The organism is Ruegeria sp. CJ9, from assembly GCF_056536625.1.
The window spans coordinates 1,013,848-1,030,703 of sequence record NZ_JBQFPY010000001.1; the positions used below are offsets into that span (position 1 = coordinate 1,013,848).

Annotated in this window: 14 protein-coding genes; 8 read left to right on the forward strand and 6 right to left on the reverse strand. The window is 59.0% G+C overall.

The annotated features are described in order from the left end of the window. Nucleotides 1-61: 61 nt before the first annotated feature. The gene (locus tag ACR0AJ_RS05100) at nucleotides 62-493 is read left to right on the forward strand and encodes a DUF1489 family protein (RefSeq protein ID WP_480645976.1); all 432 of its coding nucleotides are present in this window, start codon (nucleotides 62-64) and stop codon (nucleotides 491-493) included. Here ACR0AJ_RS05100 and hisG read toward each other — a convergent pair whose 3' ends face one another. The 3 genes from hisG to hisS are packed head-to-tail and all read right to left on the reverse strand — an operon-like array spanning nucleotide 494 to nucleotide 3,759. Continuing rightward, nucleotides 494-1,183, reverse strand: coding sequence for an ATP phosphoribosyltransferase (gene hisG / locus ACR0AJ_RS05105; protein ID WP_170347800.1), 690 nt, complete (start codon nucleotides 1,181-1,183; stop codon nucleotides 494-496). It abuts the gene before it with no gap. Then, on the reverse strand, nucleotides 1,180-2,268 hold the full coding sequence (locus tag ACR0AJ_RS05110) for an ATP phosphoribosyltransferase regulatory subunit (RefSeq protein ID WP_170347799.1): 1,089 nt from the start codon (nucleotides 2,266-2,268) through the stop codon (nucleotides 1,180-1,182). Before ACR0AJ_RS05110 ends, hisG begins: the two co-directional genes overlap by 4 nt. A gap of 3 nt (nucleotides 2,269-2,271) precedes the next feature. Further along, nucleotides 2,272-3,759 carry a histidine--tRNA ligase gene (gene hisS / locus ACR0AJ_RS05115; protein ID WP_480740255.1) on the reverse strand — a complete coding sequence of 496 codons (1,488 nt, stop codon included), beginning with the start codon at nucleotides 3,757-3,759 and terminating at the stop codon, nucleotides 2,272-2,274. Between the two features lie 126 nt (nucleotides 3,760-3,885). On the opposite strand from hisS, the gene ACR0AJ_RS05120 reads away from it, so the two are divergent. Then, on the forward strand, nucleotides 3,886-4,080 hold the full coding sequence (locus tag ACR0AJ_RS05120) for a SlyX family protein (protein ID WP_170347797.1): 195 nt from the start codon (nucleotides 3,886-3,888) through the stop codon (nucleotides 4,078-4,080). Nucleotides 4,081-4,185: 105 nt separating this feature from the next. Then, nucleotides 4,186-4,944: an SDR family NAD(P)-dependent oxidoreductase gene (locus ACR0AJ_RS05125; protein WP_170347796.1), complete on the forward strand. Its 759-nt coding sequence runs from the start codon at nucleotides 4,186-4,188 to the stop codon at nucleotides 4,942-4,944. A gap of 44 nt (nucleotides 4,945-4,988) precedes the next feature. Here the strand turns inward: ACR0AJ_RS05125 and ACR0AJ_RS05130 are convergent, their stop codons facing one another. The 3 genes from ACR0AJ_RS05130 to dnaE all read right to left on the reverse strand — a co-directional run bounded on the left by ACR0AJ_RS05130 (nucleotide 4,989) and on the right by dnaE (nucleotide 9,170). After that, complete coding sequence (locus ACR0AJ_RS05130) at nucleotides 4,989-5,357, reverse strand: YmgD family protein (protein ID WP_254440162.1); 369 nt, start codon at nucleotides 5,355-5,357, stop codon at nucleotides 4,989-4,991. Nucleotides 5,358-5,362: 5 nt separating this feature from the next. Continuing rightward, complete coding sequence (locus ACR0AJ_RS05135) at nucleotides 5,363-5,584, reverse strand: YMGG-like glycine zipper-containing protein (RefSeq protein WP_170347795.1); 222 nt, start codon at nucleotides 5,582-5,584, stop codon at nucleotides 5,363-5,365. Between the two features lie 85 nt (nucleotides 5,585-5,669). Then, complete coding sequence (gene dnaE, locus ACR0AJ_RS05140; protein ID WP_480662501.1) at nucleotides 5,670-9,170, reverse strand: DNA polymerase III subunit alpha; 3,501 nt, start codon at nucleotides 9,168-9,170, stop codon at nucleotides 5,670-5,672. A gap of 343 nt (nucleotides 9,171-9,513) precedes the next feature. On the opposite strand from dnaE, the gene ACR0AJ_RS05145 reads away from it, so the two are divergent. From ACR0AJ_RS05145 to ACR0AJ_RS05165, 5 genes are read left to right on the forward strand one after another with little or no spacing between them, the layout of a single operon-like run. Beyond that, nucleotides 9,514-10,875, forward strand: coding sequence for a xanthine dehydrogenase small subunit (locus ACR0AJ_RS05145; protein ID WP_480662503.1), 1,362 nt, complete (start codon nucleotides 9,514-9,516; stop codon nucleotides 10,873-10,875). Continuing rightward, nucleotides 10,872-13,286 (forward strand): xanthine dehydrogenase molybdopterin binding subunit, encoded by a 2,415-nt coding sequence (xdhB, locus tag ACR0AJ_RS05150; protein ID WP_480740257.1) that lies wholly within the window; start codon nucleotides 10,872-10,874, stop codon nucleotides 13,284-13,286. The genes ACR0AJ_RS05145 and xdhB overlap by 4 nt, the downstream gene beginning before the upstream one ends. Next, nucleotides 13,286-14,221 carry a xanthine dehydrogenase accessory protein XdhC gene (gene xdhC / locus ACR0AJ_RS05155; protein ID WP_170347791.1) on the forward strand — a complete coding sequence of 312 codons (936 nt, stop codon included), beginning with the start codon at nucleotides 13,286-13,288 and terminating at the stop codon, nucleotides 14,219-14,221. Before xdhB ends, xdhC begins: the two co-directional genes overlap by 1 nt. Further along, nucleotides 14,218-15,735: an ABC transporter ATP-binding protein gene (locus ACR0AJ_RS05160; RefSeq protein ID WP_170347790.1), complete on the forward strand. Its 1,518-nt coding sequence runs from the start codon at nucleotides 14,218-14,220 to the stop codon at nucleotides 15,733-15,735. Before xdhC ends, ACR0AJ_RS05160 begins: the two co-directional genes overlap by 4 nt. Before the next feature lie 36 nt (nucleotides 15,736-15,771). Beyond that, the gene (locus ACR0AJ_RS05165) at nucleotides 15,772-16,854 is read left to right on the forward strand and encodes an ABC transporter permease (RefSeq protein WP_170360597.1); all 1,083 of its coding nucleotides are present in this window, start codon (nucleotides 15,772-15,774) and stop codon (nucleotides 16,852-16,854) included. Nucleotides 16,855-16,856 lie beyond the last annotated feature (2 nt).

Below are 16,856 nucleotides of genomic sequence, written 5' to 3' on the forward strand. Positions count from 1 at the left end.
TGACGCCGGTCATCAGGCTACAATATAAAGGTGGACCTTGGGACGACTCTGTGGGAAAGCTGTGGATAAGTACGTAAACCTGATAAAACTCTCGGTCGGATCGGAAAGTGTAGACACGCTGATCGCGTGGCAGGACAGCCGTAAACCGCTGTACGAGGATGGTTGCCCGCGCCATGTCACCCGCATGTGGCCCAAGCGCGAGGCCGAGATTTTGAACGGCGGGTCAATTTATTGGGTGATCAAGGGTGTAATCCAATGCCGTCAGCGCATCCTGCGGCTGGATGAGGTGCGCGGTGAGGACGGCATCCGCCGTTGCGCCGTCGTGCTTGATCCAGAGGTGCACCGTACGCAAACCGCTCTGAAGCGCCCGTTTCAGGGCTGGCGCTATTTGAAACCCGAAGACACCCCTGCCGATCTGCCAAAAGGGCGCGAGCAGGACGACGCCCTGCCCGATGATTTGAACCGCGCGCTGGCCGAAATCGGAGTGCTTTGATCAGGTCAGGTGATCCAGTAACTTGGATAGAACCGCTTTGTCATCGGCTGAATAGTTGGGCACCCTGCTGCGCCACAGCGTCGCCTGCGACCGTAAGATCACTCCGTCCGACAGAATCTTCAGGTGATTTGCCCGCAGGGTTTCGCCGGTCGAAGTGATATCCGCAATCGCCTCGGCCGTTTCGTTCATCACCGTGCCCTCGGTCGCACCCTGACTGTCGACCAGGGTGTAATCGGCGACGCCCGCATCGGTCAGAAACTCGCGCACCAGCCGGTGGTACTTGGTGGCAATCCTCAGCCGATGGCCATGGGTTTTACGAAAGGCCGCTGCAGCAGCGTCCAAATCGTCCAGCGTGTCGACATCCACCCAGCAGGCCGGTGTCGCAATGATCAGGTCAGCCTTACCGAAGCCCAGCTGTGACACCTCTTCCACCTGCTGTTCCCAGCGCGGCAGCTTTTCCTGCACCAGATCAATACCGGTCACGCCCAGATGAATGCGCCCAGCCGCCAGTTCGCGCGGAATTTCCCCTGCAGACAGCAGAATCAGCGATACGCCCTCAATCCCTTCGACCTTACCGGCATATTCCCGGTCCGAACCACTGCGCGACAGGGTAATGCCGCGCTTTTCAAACCACGAGAAGGTTTTCTCCATCAACCGGCCCTTCGAGGGCACGCCCAGTTTCAGGCTCATTGCGCGCCCTCCTCGATTTCCAGGATCAGGTCAGGGCGCAGCACGCCACCCACAGCAGGGATTTCAGCACCATTGCCCAATTGCCGGGTCAGCGCATCATACCGCCCGCCCGTGGCAACCGGAGGCAGGTCCGGGCGTCCCTCAGCATAGAAGCCAAAGACGAACCCGTCGTAATATTCCATGGAAGTACGGCCATAGGCAGCTTCGAAGTCTAGCCTCTCGACATCGACACCACGCGCCTGCAATGCGGCCACGCGTGTCTCAAGACGGTCCAGCGCCGGGGTAATCTGCGGCAGGTCTACCGCCACATCGCGCAGTTGCTCTAACGCAAAAGGCATGGTTTCGCGCACGTTGAGCAAAGTTTCCAACCCGCCTAGTTCGCTGTCGGAAATCGGCGGGATGTCGCGGTCTTCGCGCAAGGCTTCGATCCGCGCCTCAATCTCGCTTGCGCGGCGTTTGCCGATCATCGGCACATCAATGGCCAGCGGGTCCTGGGAATCCAGCAAGGCATCACGGCCTTCTGGCACCGGCTTGCGCCCTGCAAACCGATCCAGCAGATTGCGGAAACGACGCGGATGCCACAGGTGCCGCATCAGGGCGGCCTTGCGGCGATCCGTGGTGCGCAGGCCCTGAACCGCAGCCATCAGGATACCAATATCGCCGGTCGCCGCACGCAACGGCAGCCCGCGCAGCTGAAGGGCGAACAGCGAAAAAACCTCGGCATCTGCGCCCGAGGGATCATCGCGGTCAAAGACCTCGTACCCCACCTGAATGTATTCGTTTGACCGATCCGGGTCGTGCTCCTGACGGCGGAACACCTCACCGGAATAAGTATAGCGCGCGGGTTCAGCCCCATCGCTCATGTGCATCTGCACGACTGGCAGCGTGAAATCTGGGCGCAGCATCTGTTCGCCGCGCAGCGCATCCGAGGTCACATAGGCGCGGGCACGGATATCTTCGCCATAGAGGTCCAGCAGCGTTTCGGCTGGTTGCAACAGGGGCGGGTCGACGACCTGTGCACCAGCGGCCTCGAACCGGACCCGCATCATCGCGGCGCGGGCTTGTATCTGGGAACGGTTGGCCATGGATCAGTCCTGACTGTCCAGAATTTCGCGCACCTTGGCGACCAGATCGCCACGCGGCACTTCGAACTGGCTTGGGCGTTCTTTCCATTCCTCCAGCGTGGCGCTTTCGGCGATCTTCGCACCCAGGATCAGGTCTTTGATCTGTACGATGCCATTGGCCTTTTCATCGCCGCCTTCAATCACCGCGATCGGAGAGTTCCTCTTATCCGCATATTTCAGCTGATTGCCAAAGTTCTTGGGATTGCCCAGATAGACCTCGGCCCGGATGCCAGCATTGCGCAGCTCGGCCACCATGGTCTGATAGTCGGCCATCCGATCCCGGTCCATGACAGTCACAACGACGGGGCCTGTCGCCTGCGCAGCGATCCGACCCTTTTCGCGCAACGCGGCCAGCAAACGGTCGACGCCGATGGAAATACCGGTCGCAGGCACTTCCTGCCCGGTAAATCGCTTGACCAGATCGTCATAGCGACCACCACCAGAGACCGACCCAAACTGCCGCTTGCGGCCTTTCTCGTCGAAAATCTCAAAGGTCAGTTCGGCCTCATACACCGGCCCGGTATAGTAACCGAGGCCACGCACGACTGAAGGGTCAATCTCGATCCGATCCGCACCGTAGCCGCCCGCATCCAGCAACGCGCCGATCTGTTCCAGTTCGGCAATACCATCGGCACCGATCTTGCTGTCACCGACAGCAGCACGCAGGTTGGCCAATGTCCCAGCGGTGTCTGCGGCTTTCGAAGTCAGGAAAGCAATCACTGGTTCGGCCTGATCGTCGCTGAGGCCCACGCCGTCGATAAACGCCCCCGAGGCATCCAGACGGCCTTTGGTCAGCAACTCGCGCACGCCCTGCTCACCCACCTTGTCGAACTTGTCGATGGTGCGCAGGACATTGTCGCGGGCAGCAGCGTCTTCGCCCAGTCCCATCGCCTCAAGCACGCCGTTCAGAACTTTGCGGTTGTTGACCCGTACCAAGTAGTCGCCGCGCGGGATGCCCACGGTTTCCAGCGTGTCCGACAACATGGCGCAAATCTCGGAATCGGCCGCCATCGAGGCCGTACCCACAGTATCCGCGTCACACTGGTAAAACTGACGATAGCGTCCCGGACCCGGCTTTTCGTTGCGCCAGACCGGGCCCATCGCATAGCGGCGATAAGGTGTCGGTAGATCATTGCGGTGCTGCGCATAGACACGGGCTAGTGGCGCGGTCAGGTCATAGCGCAGGGCCATCCAGTCGCCCTTGTCATTCTCGTCCACTTCCTGCCACGCGAACACACCCTCGTTCGGGCGATCTACGTCGGGAAGGAACTTGCCCAGCGCCTCAACGGTCTCAACCGCGCTGCTCTCTAAGGCATCAAAACCATATCGATGATAGACGTCCGCAATAGCCCGCAGCATCTCGGTGCGCTGCGTGACTTCCTGGCCGAAATAGTCGCGGAACCCTTTTGGCGTTACTGCCTTGGGGCGGGGCTGTTTCTTGGGCTTGGCCATGTGGGGCGTCCTTGGGCGTTTAGTGTTCCGCGCGCGGTCTATCCCATGGTCCGCATCGGGGCAAGGCGCGCTTTCGCTGGCCTTGGGCCTCACGTGTCGCTATGACCGGCAAAGAAGGAGTCTCCCATGCAGCATTTGGAAGAGCAGATCGCCCATCTGACCCGCACGGTCGAAGAACTAAACACGGTTGTCACCCGCCAGCAATCCGAGATCGACCGCCTGACCCGCCGGGTCGAGATGCTGATGCGTCGCGAAGGCGAACGGGCGCAGGAAGGATCAGGTGGTGTTGTGTTCGGAGACGAACGTCCGCCGCATTATTGAGCGCTTTTTGTGTACCGCCTTTATCAAGAGGCTGAAATTCTATTTCTTCAGTCTCATTGGTGAAACGGGTTGCATTCACAGCAACCAAATAACCGGAGAAAATTAATGGTCAAAAAACTCGCTCTGGTTACCGGTGCCGCGCGCGGTATTGGGCTGGCCACCTCAAGACTGTTTCTCCAGGACGGGTGGCACGTGGCGATGGTCGATCGTGATGCGGAAGCATTGACCGAGGCGGCGAGCAATCTTGATGGCACGATGCCGATTGTTGCCGATGTTTCAGATCCAGATCAGGTGGACGATACAATACAGGCCGTTATGTCAAATTTTGGACGAATTGACGCCGTGGTGAACAATGCGGGTATCGCCGAATTTGGACCAATCGAGCAACACGACTTTGCGGTGTGGCGCCGCGTCATGGAAACCAATCTTGACGGTGTGTTTCTGGTTTCACAGGCTTCAATTCCAGCCCTTCGCGAAAGCCGGGGCTCTATTGTCAATATCGCCTCGATCTCGGGACTGCGGGCCAGCACCCTACGTGTTGCGTACGGCACTTCAAAAGCTGGCGTCATCCACCTGACCAAACAGCAAGCCGCAGAATTGGGAGAATACGGGATTCGAGCCAATTGCGTCTGTCCCGGCCCGGTTCGTACCAAGCTGGCGATGGCCGTTCACACACCCGAAATCATCAACGCGTATCATGACGCCATTCCGCTGAACCGTTATGGTTCGGAAGAAGAGATCGCTCAGGTGATCTTATTTCTTTGCTCGGACAAGGCCAGCTATGTAACTGGCCAAGTGATTGCGTCCGATGGCGGGTTCGAGAGCACTGGCGTCGGGCTGCCCGCACTTCGGTCACCCGACTGAATTCTCAATCCAGAAATCTGGTCAGAGATACGGAAAACCGTTGATCACAGACCCAGCGTCGTTTTCACCGCATTGTCGACCACCCCGCCCAAGAGGGCATGCTTATCCGCGGCGCAGCCTTCCGACAGTGCGGCTATGAAAGCTTCACGCAGTTGGGCCTTTTCTTCGTCCGTGGTCGCGTGATCTTCGATATTGATCTGGCGGTTGTAGAGCGATAGGGCCGTCATCTTACCAACAACCTCTACAACAAAGGCTTCATCCCCGTCCGCCTCCTCGGCAATCGAGGCGCAGGTATAGTGCATCACAGGCAATGCGTCCTGGACCATCTGTTCAGCAGTCTCATCGGCCGTCGCCAAACACGGGGCCGCCAGGATCGCGGCGCAAACAAGCATTCTGAATCTAACAAACCGCATCACAATCACTTCCAGTTATGTCCGATAATGGCCCCGGCCACGCCACCGATGGCTGCACCCTTGCCGTCGCCGATCAACGCACCCACGCCCGCTCCGATCAAAGCCCCTTCGATCGTTTGCTTTTTCTTCTTGTCATCCTTGTCATCTGCCAGCGACCCGGACGCCACCGCCAGTGACGCAGCGGCTGCCAATGCAAATGTTCTGAACCCAATAGCTGTAATTGCCATAGCTGTGCCCTCCTGTGACACACCCCGAAACGGGGCATAAGTCCAGCCTAGCGGCGCAAAAACACTGTGGCAACAAAAGGGTGGGTCAGATTTCCTCGACCATGGTGACGCCATCCAAAGATTTAATGGCCCCCTTGATCTGCGGATTGATTGGGAAATCCTGTCCCAGATCCATCTCAACATCCCCCGGCAGACCGGGATCCAGCAGACAGATGTGGATCGGCCCTTTGGCCGCGCGCTTGGCTGCACCAGCCGCGTCTTCTAGAACCTTGGCGACCGTCGGAAGCACCTCGGGGACGTCAACAAATATTCGCAACCCCGTTGCGCCTGCTTCGGCAACTACAGAATCAACCGGCCCAACAGAATTCGCAAGCAACTTGAGCTGATCGGATTCCATTTCGGCTTTGACGGTCAGCACCACTTGCGATCCGGTCTCTAGAAACTCGCGCGATTTCTCCAGTGTTTCCGAAAACAGCGTGACCTCAAACGCCCCACTTGGGTCAGACAATTGCGCAAAGGCAAAGCGGTTGCCCTTGGCCGATTTGCGTTCCTGACGCCCAGACACCACACCGGCCATCTTGGCAATGAACGGGCCCGAGCGCGCCTGTTCCGTCACCTCATCCAATGTCATGACCTTCTTGCGTTTCAGCGCGGGCATATAGTCGTCCAGCGGGTGACCGGACAGATAGAAACCGATGGCTTTGAACTCTTCGCTGAGGCGTTCTGCAGGCAGCCAGTCCGGCGTTTGCGACAAGCGGGGTTCGGGCAAGTCATCGCCTGCTTCGCCAAATAGTGAAACCTGGTTCGAGTTCTTTTGGTCGTGGATCGCCGCCGAGTACTGTACCAGCGGATCAAGGCTTTCGAACACACGGCGGCGGTTTTTATCAAGCTGGTCGAATGCTCCGGCCCGCGCCAGCATTTCAAGCGGGCGTTTGCCGACTTTTTTCAGGTCCACACGGCGGGCAAAGTCGAACAGGTTGACGAATGGCTTATCACCGCGGCCATCAACCACGAGGGTCATGGCCTCGGCGCCCACGTTCTTGAGCGCGCCCAGCGCATAGACCAACTGCCCGTCGACCACATCAAAGGTTGACAGGGATCGGTTCACGCAGGGCGGCACGTAGGGCAGCTCTAACCCCTTGCGAACCTCTTCGAAATACACGGCCAGTTTGTCGGTCAGATGGATATCGCAGTTCATGACACCCGCCATAAACTCGACCGGGTGGTTCGCCTTTAGCCAACCGGTTTGATAGCTGACCACCGCATAGGCAGCGGCGTGGGACTTGTTGAAACCATAGTTGGCGAATTTTTCCAACAGGTCGAAAACCTCAGAGGCTTTCTTGGCATCCACGCCATTCTCACCCGCGCCCTTTTCGAATTTGGGGCGTTCGGCATCCATCGCCTCTTTGATCTTCTTACCCATCGCGCGGCGCAACAGGTCCGCGCCACCAAGGCTGTACCCAGCCATCACCTGCGCGATCTGCATCACTTGTTCCTGATAGACGATGATGCCTTGGGTTTCCTCAAGGATGTGGTCGATCAGAGGATGTACGGATTCAATCTTTCGAAGACCATTCTTGACCTCGCAGTAAGTGGGGATGTTCTCCATTGGCCCCGGGCGATAGAGCGCCACAAGCGCCACGATATCCTCAATACACGTGGGCTTCATGCGTTTCAGCGCATCCATCATACCCGACGATTCCACCTGGAACACCGCCACCGTCTTGGCGGCTGAATAGAGCTTATACGTCGCTTCGTCATCCAGCGGGATAGCGTTGATCTGGTTTTCGGCCCCCTCGGCGGGCTCATACAGTTCCGTGCTATCGGCGGCGATGTGCAGGGGTCGACCGGATTTGAAGATCAGATCCATCGCATTCTGGATTACGGTCAGGGTTTTCAGACCCAAGAAGTCGAACTTGACGAGACCGGCCTGTTCCACCCATTTCATATTGAATTGGGTTGCAGGCATATCCGAGCGCGGATCTTGATACAGCGGCACCAGCGCGTCCAGCGGACGGTCCCCAATCACTACCCCCGCCGCGTGGGTCGAGGCGTTCCGCAACAGACCCTCGACCTGCTGGCCATAGGTAAGCAGCCGGTCCACGACCTCTTCACTGCGGGCCTCTTCGCGCAGGCGGGGTTCGTCTTTCAACGCTTTTTCGATGGAGACGGGTTTGACACCCTCGACCGGGATCATCTTGGACAGACGATCCACCTGGCCATAGGGCATCTGTAACACTCGCCCGATATCGCGCACGGCGGCCTTGGACAGCAAGGCACCAAAAGTGATGATCTGCCCCACCTTATCGCGGCCGTATTTCTGCTGCACGTAGCGGATCACTTCTTCACGGCGGTCCATACAAAAGTCGATATCGAAGTCGGGCATTGAAACCCGTTCGGGGTTCAGGAACCGTTCGAACAGCAGTGAATAACGTAGCGGATCAAGGTCCGTGATCGTCAGAGCATAAGCCACCAGCGAGCCCGCACCCGAACCCCGCCCCGGCCCCACCGGAATGTCTTCGTCTTTCGCCCATTGGATAAAGTCAGCAACGATCAGGAAATAGCCGGGAAACCCCATGCCTTCGATGATGTCCAATTCGAAATCCAACCGTTCCTGATATTCCTCGGGCGTCACCGCATGCGGGATAACTACCAGACGTTTTTGCAGACCTTCATTGGCGATGCGGCGCAGTTCGGCGACCTCGTCATCGGCGAATTTCGGCAGGATCGGGTCGCGGCGATAGGCCATGAAGGCGCACCGTTTGGCGATTTCCACCGTATTCTCGATCGCCTCGGGCAAATCGGCAAACAATGTCACCATTTCCTGCTGCGACTTGAAGTAATGCTGCGCAGTCAGACGGCGGCGTCCGTCCTGCTGATCGACATACGCCCCTTCCGAAATACAGATCAGCGCATCATGGGCCTCGTACATGTCCGAAGTGGGAAAAAAGACATCATTGGTGGCGACCAGCGGCAGGTTCTTGGCATAGGCCATTTCGACATGCCCACGCTCGGTCAGGTGTTCGGCCTCGGGCTGGCCACCCTCACCCGGATGGCGTTGCAACTCGATGTAAAGACGATCAGGGAACATGCCCGCCAGCCGATCCACCAAAGCCTCAGCCGCCGGGCGTTGGCCTTGCTGCAGCAACATACCCACCGGCCCGTCCGGCCCACCTGTCAGGCAGATCAGGCCGTCCGAGTGCTGTGCCAGTTCTTCCAAGGTGACCTGCGGAAGCTGTCCGCCCTTGTCCACGTAAAGACAGGAACTCAGCTTCATCAGGTTCTCATATCCGACCTCGGACTGCGCCAGCAGCACCAGCGGAGCCGGGATTTTCGGCTTTTCACCTGGCTGCGCATGCACATAGGTCAGATCAACCTGGCACCCCATAATCGGTTGCACCCCTGCCCCGCTTGCGGTGACCGAAAACTCCAAAGCCGAAAACATGCTGTTGGTGTCGGTCACGGCGACGGCTGGCATCTCCATTTTTTCGCATAATGCGGGCAGTTTTTTCAGCCGTACGGCGCCTTCCAGCAGGGAATATTCGGTGTGAACGCGGAGGTGAATGAATCGTGTGGTGCTGCTCATACCGCCTACGCTATCCCAGCCAGCGGCGCGGCAAAAGCGGGAACCGATGCTTTTGAAAGCTTAAAAAATCAAAACCGATTGTTCGGTTTTTACAGAAGGTGCTTCGGGCAGAAATTCGTTGGATTGACAGAAAACACTTTAATTTCAGATGCCTGAATATTACAGAAACCCGGTGTTTTTTCGCAAAACGGCCCTAATGGTACATCATATAAGCAGTTTTTCTTGCCAGATAACCTGCCCTGTTTCTAACATCTAATGGCAAGCTTTCCGCCCGCCACTCTTTCTACGTCGCATCGAAGGAGGGCCACAGGGGCGCAACCGGGTAAGGCGACGGGTTTCTCGAATGGATATCACGTTTCTTCTGAACGGAGAGACAGTGGAACTGGCGGATGTCAATCCGACAGCGACCCTGCTGGATTGGCTGCGCGAGGATCGGGGCCTGACCGGCACCAAGGAAGGCTGCAACGAAGGTGATTGCGGGGCTTGCACCGTCATGGTCACGGATGAAGGCGGCGCCAAGGCGCTGAATTCCTGCATCCTGTTTTTACCGCAACTGCACGGCAAAGCGGTTCGTACCGTCGAAGGTGCAAGTGGCCCAAATGGCGAAGCCCATCCGGTGCAGCAGGCCATGGTTGATCTGCATGGATCGCAATGCGGCTTTTGCACCCCCGGTTTCGTGATGTCGATGGTGGCCAGCCATTCGAGCGGCGCAAAGGACCATGACACGCAGTTGGCGGGGAACCTTTGTCGCTGCACCGGATACGCCCCGATCATTCGGGCAGCAAAAGCCGCCGAAGAACACCCCGTGCCCGTTTGGGTCAAGGACAAACCTGGTTCTACATCTGCCACGATGCCCATGCTGCCGGGCTCCTCTGACGAATTGGCCGCGGTCTATGCCGAACACCCAGATGCCATTTTGGTCGCGGGCGCAACCGATGTAGGGCTGTGGGTCACCAAGCAATTGCGCGATCTTGATCCGGTGATCTTCCTGAATCGCTGTGACGATCTGAAAGACATTACAATAGCGGACGATGAAATTCGTTTTGGGGCCATGGTCGATATGAACCGCATGGGCGAGGCGCTGACCGATCTGCACCCCTCGTACGCCGAGATGATCCGCCGTTATGCCAGCGTTCAGGTGCGCCACGCGGCCACCGTCGGCGGCAACATCGCCAATGGCTCCCCAATCGGGGACAACCCGCCCGCGCTGATTGCCCTGAACGCCACCCTGCATCTGCGCAAGGGCAACGACCGCCGTTCGATACCGCTGGAGGAGTTCTTCATCGACTACGGCAAGCAGGACCGCAGCCCCAGCGAGTTTGTTGAGGCCGTCAGCTTCCCCCGTCAGGCGGATCGCCTGAAGGCTTATAAGATCAGCAAACGGTTCGATCAGGATATCTCGGCCGTGTGTGGCTGTTTCAACATCACCGTTTCAAATGGTGTCGTCGACCAGGCGCGCATCGCCTTTGGTGGCATGGCCGGCGTCCCAAAACGCGCCACTCAAGTCGAGGCCGCGTTGAACGGCAATCCATGGACACGTGAAACGGTGCATACTGCGATGCTGGCCTTTGACGATGACTTCACACCAATGACGGATATGCGCGCCTCGGCCACCTATCGGCTTGAGACGGCCAAGGCGCTGCTGGAAAGGTATTACCTTGAAGATCAGGGCCACGTGACCAACGTGCTGGAGGTGTCGGCATGAGCGTGACAAAACCCCTCCCCCACGACGCAGCGCCGCTTCATGTGTCCGGCACCGCCCGCTACGTAGATGACATTCCGACGCCCAAGGGAACGCTGTATCTGGCGTTCGGTATGAGCCCGATTGCCAAGGGCAAGATCACCGCGATGGAATTGTCCGCGGTCAAAGCAGCCGAAGGCGTCGAGATGGTCATGACGGCCGAAGACCTGCCTTTTGCCAACGATGTCTCGCCCTCGATCCATGATGAGCCGCTGCTGTCTGACGGCACCGTTCACTATATCGGCCAACCCGTTTTTCTGGTGGTCGCCAACAGCCATCTGGCCGCCCGCAAGGCCGCACGGCTGGGCAAGATCGACTATGACGAAGAAATCCCAATCCTGACGGTCGAAGAGGCGCTTGCTGCCAATAGCCGGTTCGAGGAAGGCCCGCGCATTTATGCCAAGGGCGACGCGGATGCGGCTATCGCGGGCGCGACCCATGTTATCGACGGGGGCTTTGAGCTCGGCGGGCAGGAACATTTCTATCTGGAAGGTCAGGCCGCCCTGGCCGTGCCGAACGAAGGTGCGGATATGCTGGTGCATTCCTCGACCCAGCACCCGACCGAGATTCAGCACAAGGTTGCTGACGCTTTGGGCGTTCCAATGCACGCCGTACGGGTCGAAACCCGCCGCATGGGCGGAGGGTTCGGCGGCAAGGAAAGCCAGGGCAACGCGCTGGCCGTGGCCTGTGCCATTGCCGCGCGTGTAACCGGCAAGGCCTGCAAGATGCGCTATGACCGCGACGATGACATGGTCATCACCGGCAAGCGCCATGCGTTCCGGATTTCGTATCGCGCAGGCTTTGATGAGCATGGCCATATTCAGGGCGTGTCCTTCCTGCAATACGCCATCTGCGGCTGGGCGCAGGACCTGTCCCTGCCGGTCGCTGACCGTGCCATGCTGCATTCGGATAATGCCTATCTGTTGCCCAATGCGCGGATTGAAAGCCACCGGCTGAAAACCAACACCCAATCCGCCACCGCCTACCGCGGATTTGGCGGCCCGCAGGGCATGATCGCGATTGAACGGGTCATGGACCACGCCGCTTATGAATTGGGTCTGGACCCGGTCGAGCTGCGCCGCCGGAACTATTACGACCCTGCCCATCCGCCAACCATGGAACCTGAACATCTGGCGAAGCGTCCGTTGGAACGCGTCGATCCGCATGAGGATCTGACAAGCCTTGGCGCTGTTGAGCAGGTTGAGACCGCTCCGCCCGTGCGCCCGGTGCCGGAAGGCGGCAATACAACGCCCTACGGCATGGAAGTCACCGATTTCGAACTGCACGGCATGACCGAAGCGCTGCTGAAATCCAGCGACTATGCCGCGCGCAAGACGGCGATCGCGGCGTGGAACGCCGAAAACAGCGTGATCAAGAAAGGCATCGCCTTCTCTCCGGTGAAATTCGGGATTTCCTTCACGCTGACCCACCTGAACCAGGCGGGTGCGCTGGTGCATGTGTATCAGGACGGTTCGGTCCACTTGAACCATGGCGGCACAGAAATGGGCCAGGGCCTGTTCCAGAAAGTCGCGCAGGTTGCGGCCTCGCGCTTTGGCATTCCGCTCGAGTTGGTAAAGATCACCGCCACAGACACGGCCAAGGTGCCGAATACCTCTGCCACGGCCGCGTCTTCGGGCAGTGACTTGAACGGCATGGCGGTGAAGGCCGCGTGCGACACGATCCGCGATCGGATGGCCGACTATCTGGCCGAACGGCATCAGGCTGATCCGTCCAGCGTTACCTTCACGGATGGCCACGTCTCGGTCGGCGAAGAACGCTATACCTTCGCTGAAGCCGCTGCATTGGCGTATCAAGGGCGCATCAGTCTGTCGGCAACCGGGTTCTACAAGACGCCTAAGATCGAATGGGACCGGATCAAGGGCCGGGGCCGCCCGTTTTACTACTTTGCTTATGGCGCTTCGATCACCGAGGTTGCCGTCGACACATTGACCGGAGAGAACCGCATTCTGCGCACCGACATCCTGCATGATGCGGGTGCGTCGCTGAACCCGGCACTGGATATCGGGCAGGTAGAAGGTGGCTATGTGCAAGGCGCAGGCTGGCTGACGACCGAAGAACTGGTCTGGGACGACAAGGGCAACCTGCGCACGCATGCACCGTCAACCTACAAAATCCCCGCCTGTTCGGACCGACCCGACATTTTCAACGTCGCACTCTGGGACGGACAGAACCGCGAAGACACGATCTATCGCTCAAAAGCGGTGGGTGAGCCGCCCTTTATGTTAGGAATTTCCGCCTGGCTGGCACTGTCCAACGCGGTGACGGCCTGTGGAGACAGCTACCCGGCACTGGATGCGCCTGCCACGGCCGAAGAAGTCTGGCGCGGCGTCCAAAGGGTGAAGGGAGGCATCTGATGGGATTCGACCTGGAGGCTTTGAGGGAGGCGGTCAAAACCAACGGGAAAGTAACTCGGGTGGTCATCGCGGCGATCAAAGGGTCGTCCCCACGCGAAGTTGGGGCCGCTATGCTGGTTTGGAAGGATGGGCAAAGCGGTACAATCGGGGGTGGCGTACTTGAATACGAAGCAGCCCAGGCCGCACGAACCCAAATCGTATCCTCGCGACTGACGCATCATGCGCTTGGCCCAGACATGGGGCAGTGCTGCGGCGGCGCGGTCTCGTTGTTTAGCGAAGTCTTTGACGCCAACGCGGTGGACGCTCTGGACGATATGGTCATCGCAAGAACGGCAGCGGGAGGTGACATGCCCCTGTCCGTCAAACGCCTGCTGGCGGCTGCGCGCGGTCAGGGTATCGCGCCCGATCCGCAACTGATCGACGGCTGGATGGTTGAACCGGTACACAAACCGGCCCGCAATCTGTGGATATGGGGTGCAGGTCATGTCGGCCGTGCACTTGTGGATGTGCTCGCACCATTGCCCGATCTGGCAATCACATGGGTCGACACTGCACCTGAGCGTTTTCCGAACACGGTTCCAAACGGAGTAACAGTGGTTCCGGTAGCAAAACCGGCCGAGTTGGTGCGCCACGCGCCGACCAATGCCGAACATCTTGTGCTGACTTATTCACACAATCTGGACCTGGAGCTGTGCAACCGGCTGCTTTCACACGATTTCCGCTTTGCGGGGCTGATCGGCTCGGCTACGAAATGGGCGCGATTCCGGTCTCGGTTGGCAGCGCTGGGGCATATGCCCGAACGGATTAACCGGATCACCTGTCCAATCGGCGACCCCGACTTGGGCAAACACCCGCAGATGATCGCCGTTGGCGTCGCAGCAGACCTGCTGCGTCCCGCCCGGCAGAACGAATTGAAAAAGGACCTGAGCGCGTGACCACTCCACTGCTAAGCTTACAAGGTTTAACCAAGGCCTATCCCGGCGTCGTGGCCAATGATCAGGTGTCCTTTGACATCGGCGAAGGCGAAGTTCATGCCCTGCTGGGCGAAAACGGCGCGGGTAAATCCACGCTGGTGAAAATGATCTATGGGCTGGTGAAGCCCGACAGCGGCACAATGCTGCTGCGCGGTCAGGCTTTTGCGCCACCGGAACCCCGCGCCGCACGAGCCGACGGGATCGCGATGGTGTTCCAGCACTTCTCGCTGTTTGACGCGCTGAACGTGGCCGAAAATATCGCGCTGGGGATGGAGAACCCGCCGCCGATGGGCGATCTGGCCTCGCGTATCCGCGAAGTGTCGGAAACCTATGGCCTGCCGCTGGACCCGTTCCGCACCGTTGGCGATCTTTCCGCCGGCGAGCGTCAGCGGGTCGAGATCATCCGCTGCCTGTTGCAGGACCCCAAGCTGCTGATCATGGACGAGCCGACCTCGGTTCTGACCCCGCAAGAGGTTGAGATCCTGTTCGAAACACTGAACAAATTGCGGTCCGAGGGCACCTCGATCCTGTATATCTCGCACAAGCTGGAAGAAATTCGCACGCTTTGCGACCATGCCACCATTTTGCGTCTGGGCAAGAACGTAGGTGAGTGTGTGCCCTCTGAAACCTCGGCGCGGGACATGGCCGAGATGATGGTCGGCTCGACCTTGCAGACACCGGAACGCTCGGGGCGTGAATTTGGCGAGGTAGCGCTGGATGTAAGCGGGCTGTCGGTTCCGTCGCCCTCGGAATTTGGCACGGCTTTGAAGAACGTTCACATGACAGTCCGTAAGGGCGAGGTTCTGGGGGTCGGCGGTGTGGCTGGCAACGGTCAGGATGAACTGCTGGGCGTCCTGTCCGGTGAAATCCAGACAACAGCAGATGCCATCAAGTTTAACGGCCAGCCGATCGGCAAGCTGGGGCCGACGGCCCGACGCAAGCTGGGCGTGCTGACCGCGCCCGAAGAACGGCTGGGCCATGCAGCGGCCCCGGACATGAGCCTGACCGAAAACGCTTTGCTGACCGGTTCGGTGCGCGAAGGTTTGGAAAGCAACGGCTTTCTGAAGTGGTCAGAAACCAAAAGTTTCGCCGAGAAAATCATCAGCGCCTTCGACGTCCGCACGCCGGGCCCCGAAAATGCGGCGCGGTCATTATCAGGCGGCAACCTGCAGAAATTCGTGATCGGACGCGAGGTGTTGCAGAACCCTGACGTTCTGGTGGTGAACCAGCCCACCTGGGGCGTGGACGCGGCGGCTGCAGCCTCGATCCGGCAGTCCATTCTGGACCTGGCGGCCAAAGGAACCGCAGTCATCTGCATTAGCCAAGATCTAGATGAATTAATGGAAATCTCGGACAGCTTTGCCGCCCTCAACGAAGGGCGTCTGAGCGCGCCGCGCCCAACCACCGGCCTGACCGTGGATGAGATTGGCCTGATGATGGGCGGCGCACATGGCATGGAGGTGGCCCATGTCTAATCCATTACAAAAGAATGAAATCAGGGGGATGAGCGGATGATTGTGTTGGAGAAACGGCCGCAGCCGTCCAAGGCGTGGTCTTATGCCACCCCGCTGGTGGCGGTGTTGGCAACGATGGTGTTTGGCGGCATTCTGTTCGCCATTCTGGGTAAGAACCCGATCGAAGCCATCGGCACTATTTTCTGGGAACCTCTGTTCGGAGAATTCGCCTTTTATTACCGTCCGCAATTGCTGGTGAAAGGGGCACCTCTGGTGCTGATCGCCATTGGCCTATCGCTGGGTTTCCGCGCCGGTATCTGGAATATCGGGGCCGAGGGTCAATACATCATGGGTGCCATCTTTGGGGCCGGTGCGGGCTTGGCCTTCTATCCGCTAGAGGCGTTTTACGTCTTTCCGATCATGGTGATCGCTGGCGCGCTTGGCGGTTGGTTGTGGGCATCCATTCCGGCCTTTCTAAAGGTCCGCTTCGGCACCAATGAAATACTTGTTTCGCTGATGCTGGTGTACGTGGCCGAACAGATGCTGGCCTCGGTCTCGCTGGGCCTGCTGAAAAACCCCGAAGGCTTCGGCTTTCCCGGCTCGCGTAACCTGCAATCCTATGAAAGCGCACATAATGCGGAACTGATCGCGGGGTCCGGGATGCACTGGGGTGTCGTGACCGCGCTGATCGCGGTGATCTTTGCCTATGTCCTGCTGAACCGGCACATGTTGGGCTTCCACATCCGGCTGACCGGAGAAGCCCCTCGCGCGGCAAAGTTTGCAGGCGTGAACCCGGCGCGGCTGATCTTGTTCTGCCTGGGTCTGTCCGGCGCGCTGGCCGGGCTTGCGGGCATGTTCGAAGTGTCCGGCCCCTCGGGTGTGGTCAGCATCGACTTTAACGTCGGTTATGGCTTTACCGCGATCATCGTGGCCTTTCTGGGCCGTCTGCATCCGGTGGGTATCCTGCTGGCCGGTGGCCTGATGGCGCTGACTTATATCGGCGGTGAAATCGCGCAGTCTCAGCTGGGCCTGCCCGCCGCTGCCATTCAGGTGTTCCAGGGGATGCTTCTGTTCTTCCTGCTGGCTTTCGATCTTTTGACCAACTACCGCATCCGTGCGGCCCATAGCGAGGTGGCGTGACC

Excerpts from the sequence above, each read along its gene's own strand:
- ACR0AJ_RS05145 (WP_480662503.1), top strand. The coding sequence starts at position 9,514 with ATGGATATCACGTTTCTTCTGAACGGAGAGACAGTGGAACTGGCGGAT.
- ACR0AJ_RS05125 (WP_170347796.1), top strand. The coding sequence starts at position 4,186 with ATGGTCAAAAAACTCGCTCTGGTTACCGGTGCCGCGCGCGGTATTGGG.
- dnaE (WP_480662501.1), bottom strand. The coding sequence starts at position 9,170 with ATGAGCAGCACCACACGATTCATTCACCTCCGCGTTCACACCGAATAT.
- ACR0AJ_RS05130 (WP_254440162.1), bottom strand. The coding sequence starts at position 5,357 with ATGCGGTTTGTTAGATTCAGAATGCTTGTTTGCGCCGCGATCCTGGCG.
- xdhB (WP_480740257.1), top strand. The coding sequence starts at position 10,872 with ATGAGCGTGACAAAACCCCTCCCCCACGACGCAGCGCCGCTTCATGTG.
- ACR0AJ_RS05120 (WP_170347797.1), top strand. The coding sequence starts at position 3,886 with ATGCAGCATTTGGAAGAGCAGATCGCCCATCTGACCCGCACGGTCGAA.
- hisG (WP_170347800.1), bottom strand. The coding sequence starts at position 1,183 with ATGAGCCTGAAACTGGGCGTGCCCTCGAAGGGCCGGTTGATGGAGAAA.
- ACR0AJ_RS05135 (WP_170347795.1), bottom strand. The coding sequence starts at position 5,584 with ATGGCAATTACAGCTATTGGGTTCAGAACATTTGCATTGGCAGCCGCT.
- ACR0AJ_RS05110 (WP_170347799.1), bottom strand. The coding sequence starts at position 2,268 with ATGGCCAACCGTTCCCAGATACAAGCCCGCGCCGCGATGATGCGGGTC.
- hisS (WP_480740255.1), bottom strand. The coding sequence starts at position 3,759 with ATGGCCAAGCCCAAGAAACAGCCCCGCCCCAAGGCAGTAACGCCAAAA.
- xdhC (WP_170347791.1), top strand. The coding sequence starts at position 13,286 with ATGGGATTCGACCTGGAGGCTTTGAGGGAGGCGGTCAAAACCAACGGG.
- ACR0AJ_RS05165 (WP_170360597.1), top strand. The coding sequence starts at position 15,772 with ATGATTGTGTTGGAGAAACGGCCGCAGCCGTCCAAGGCGTGGTCTTAT.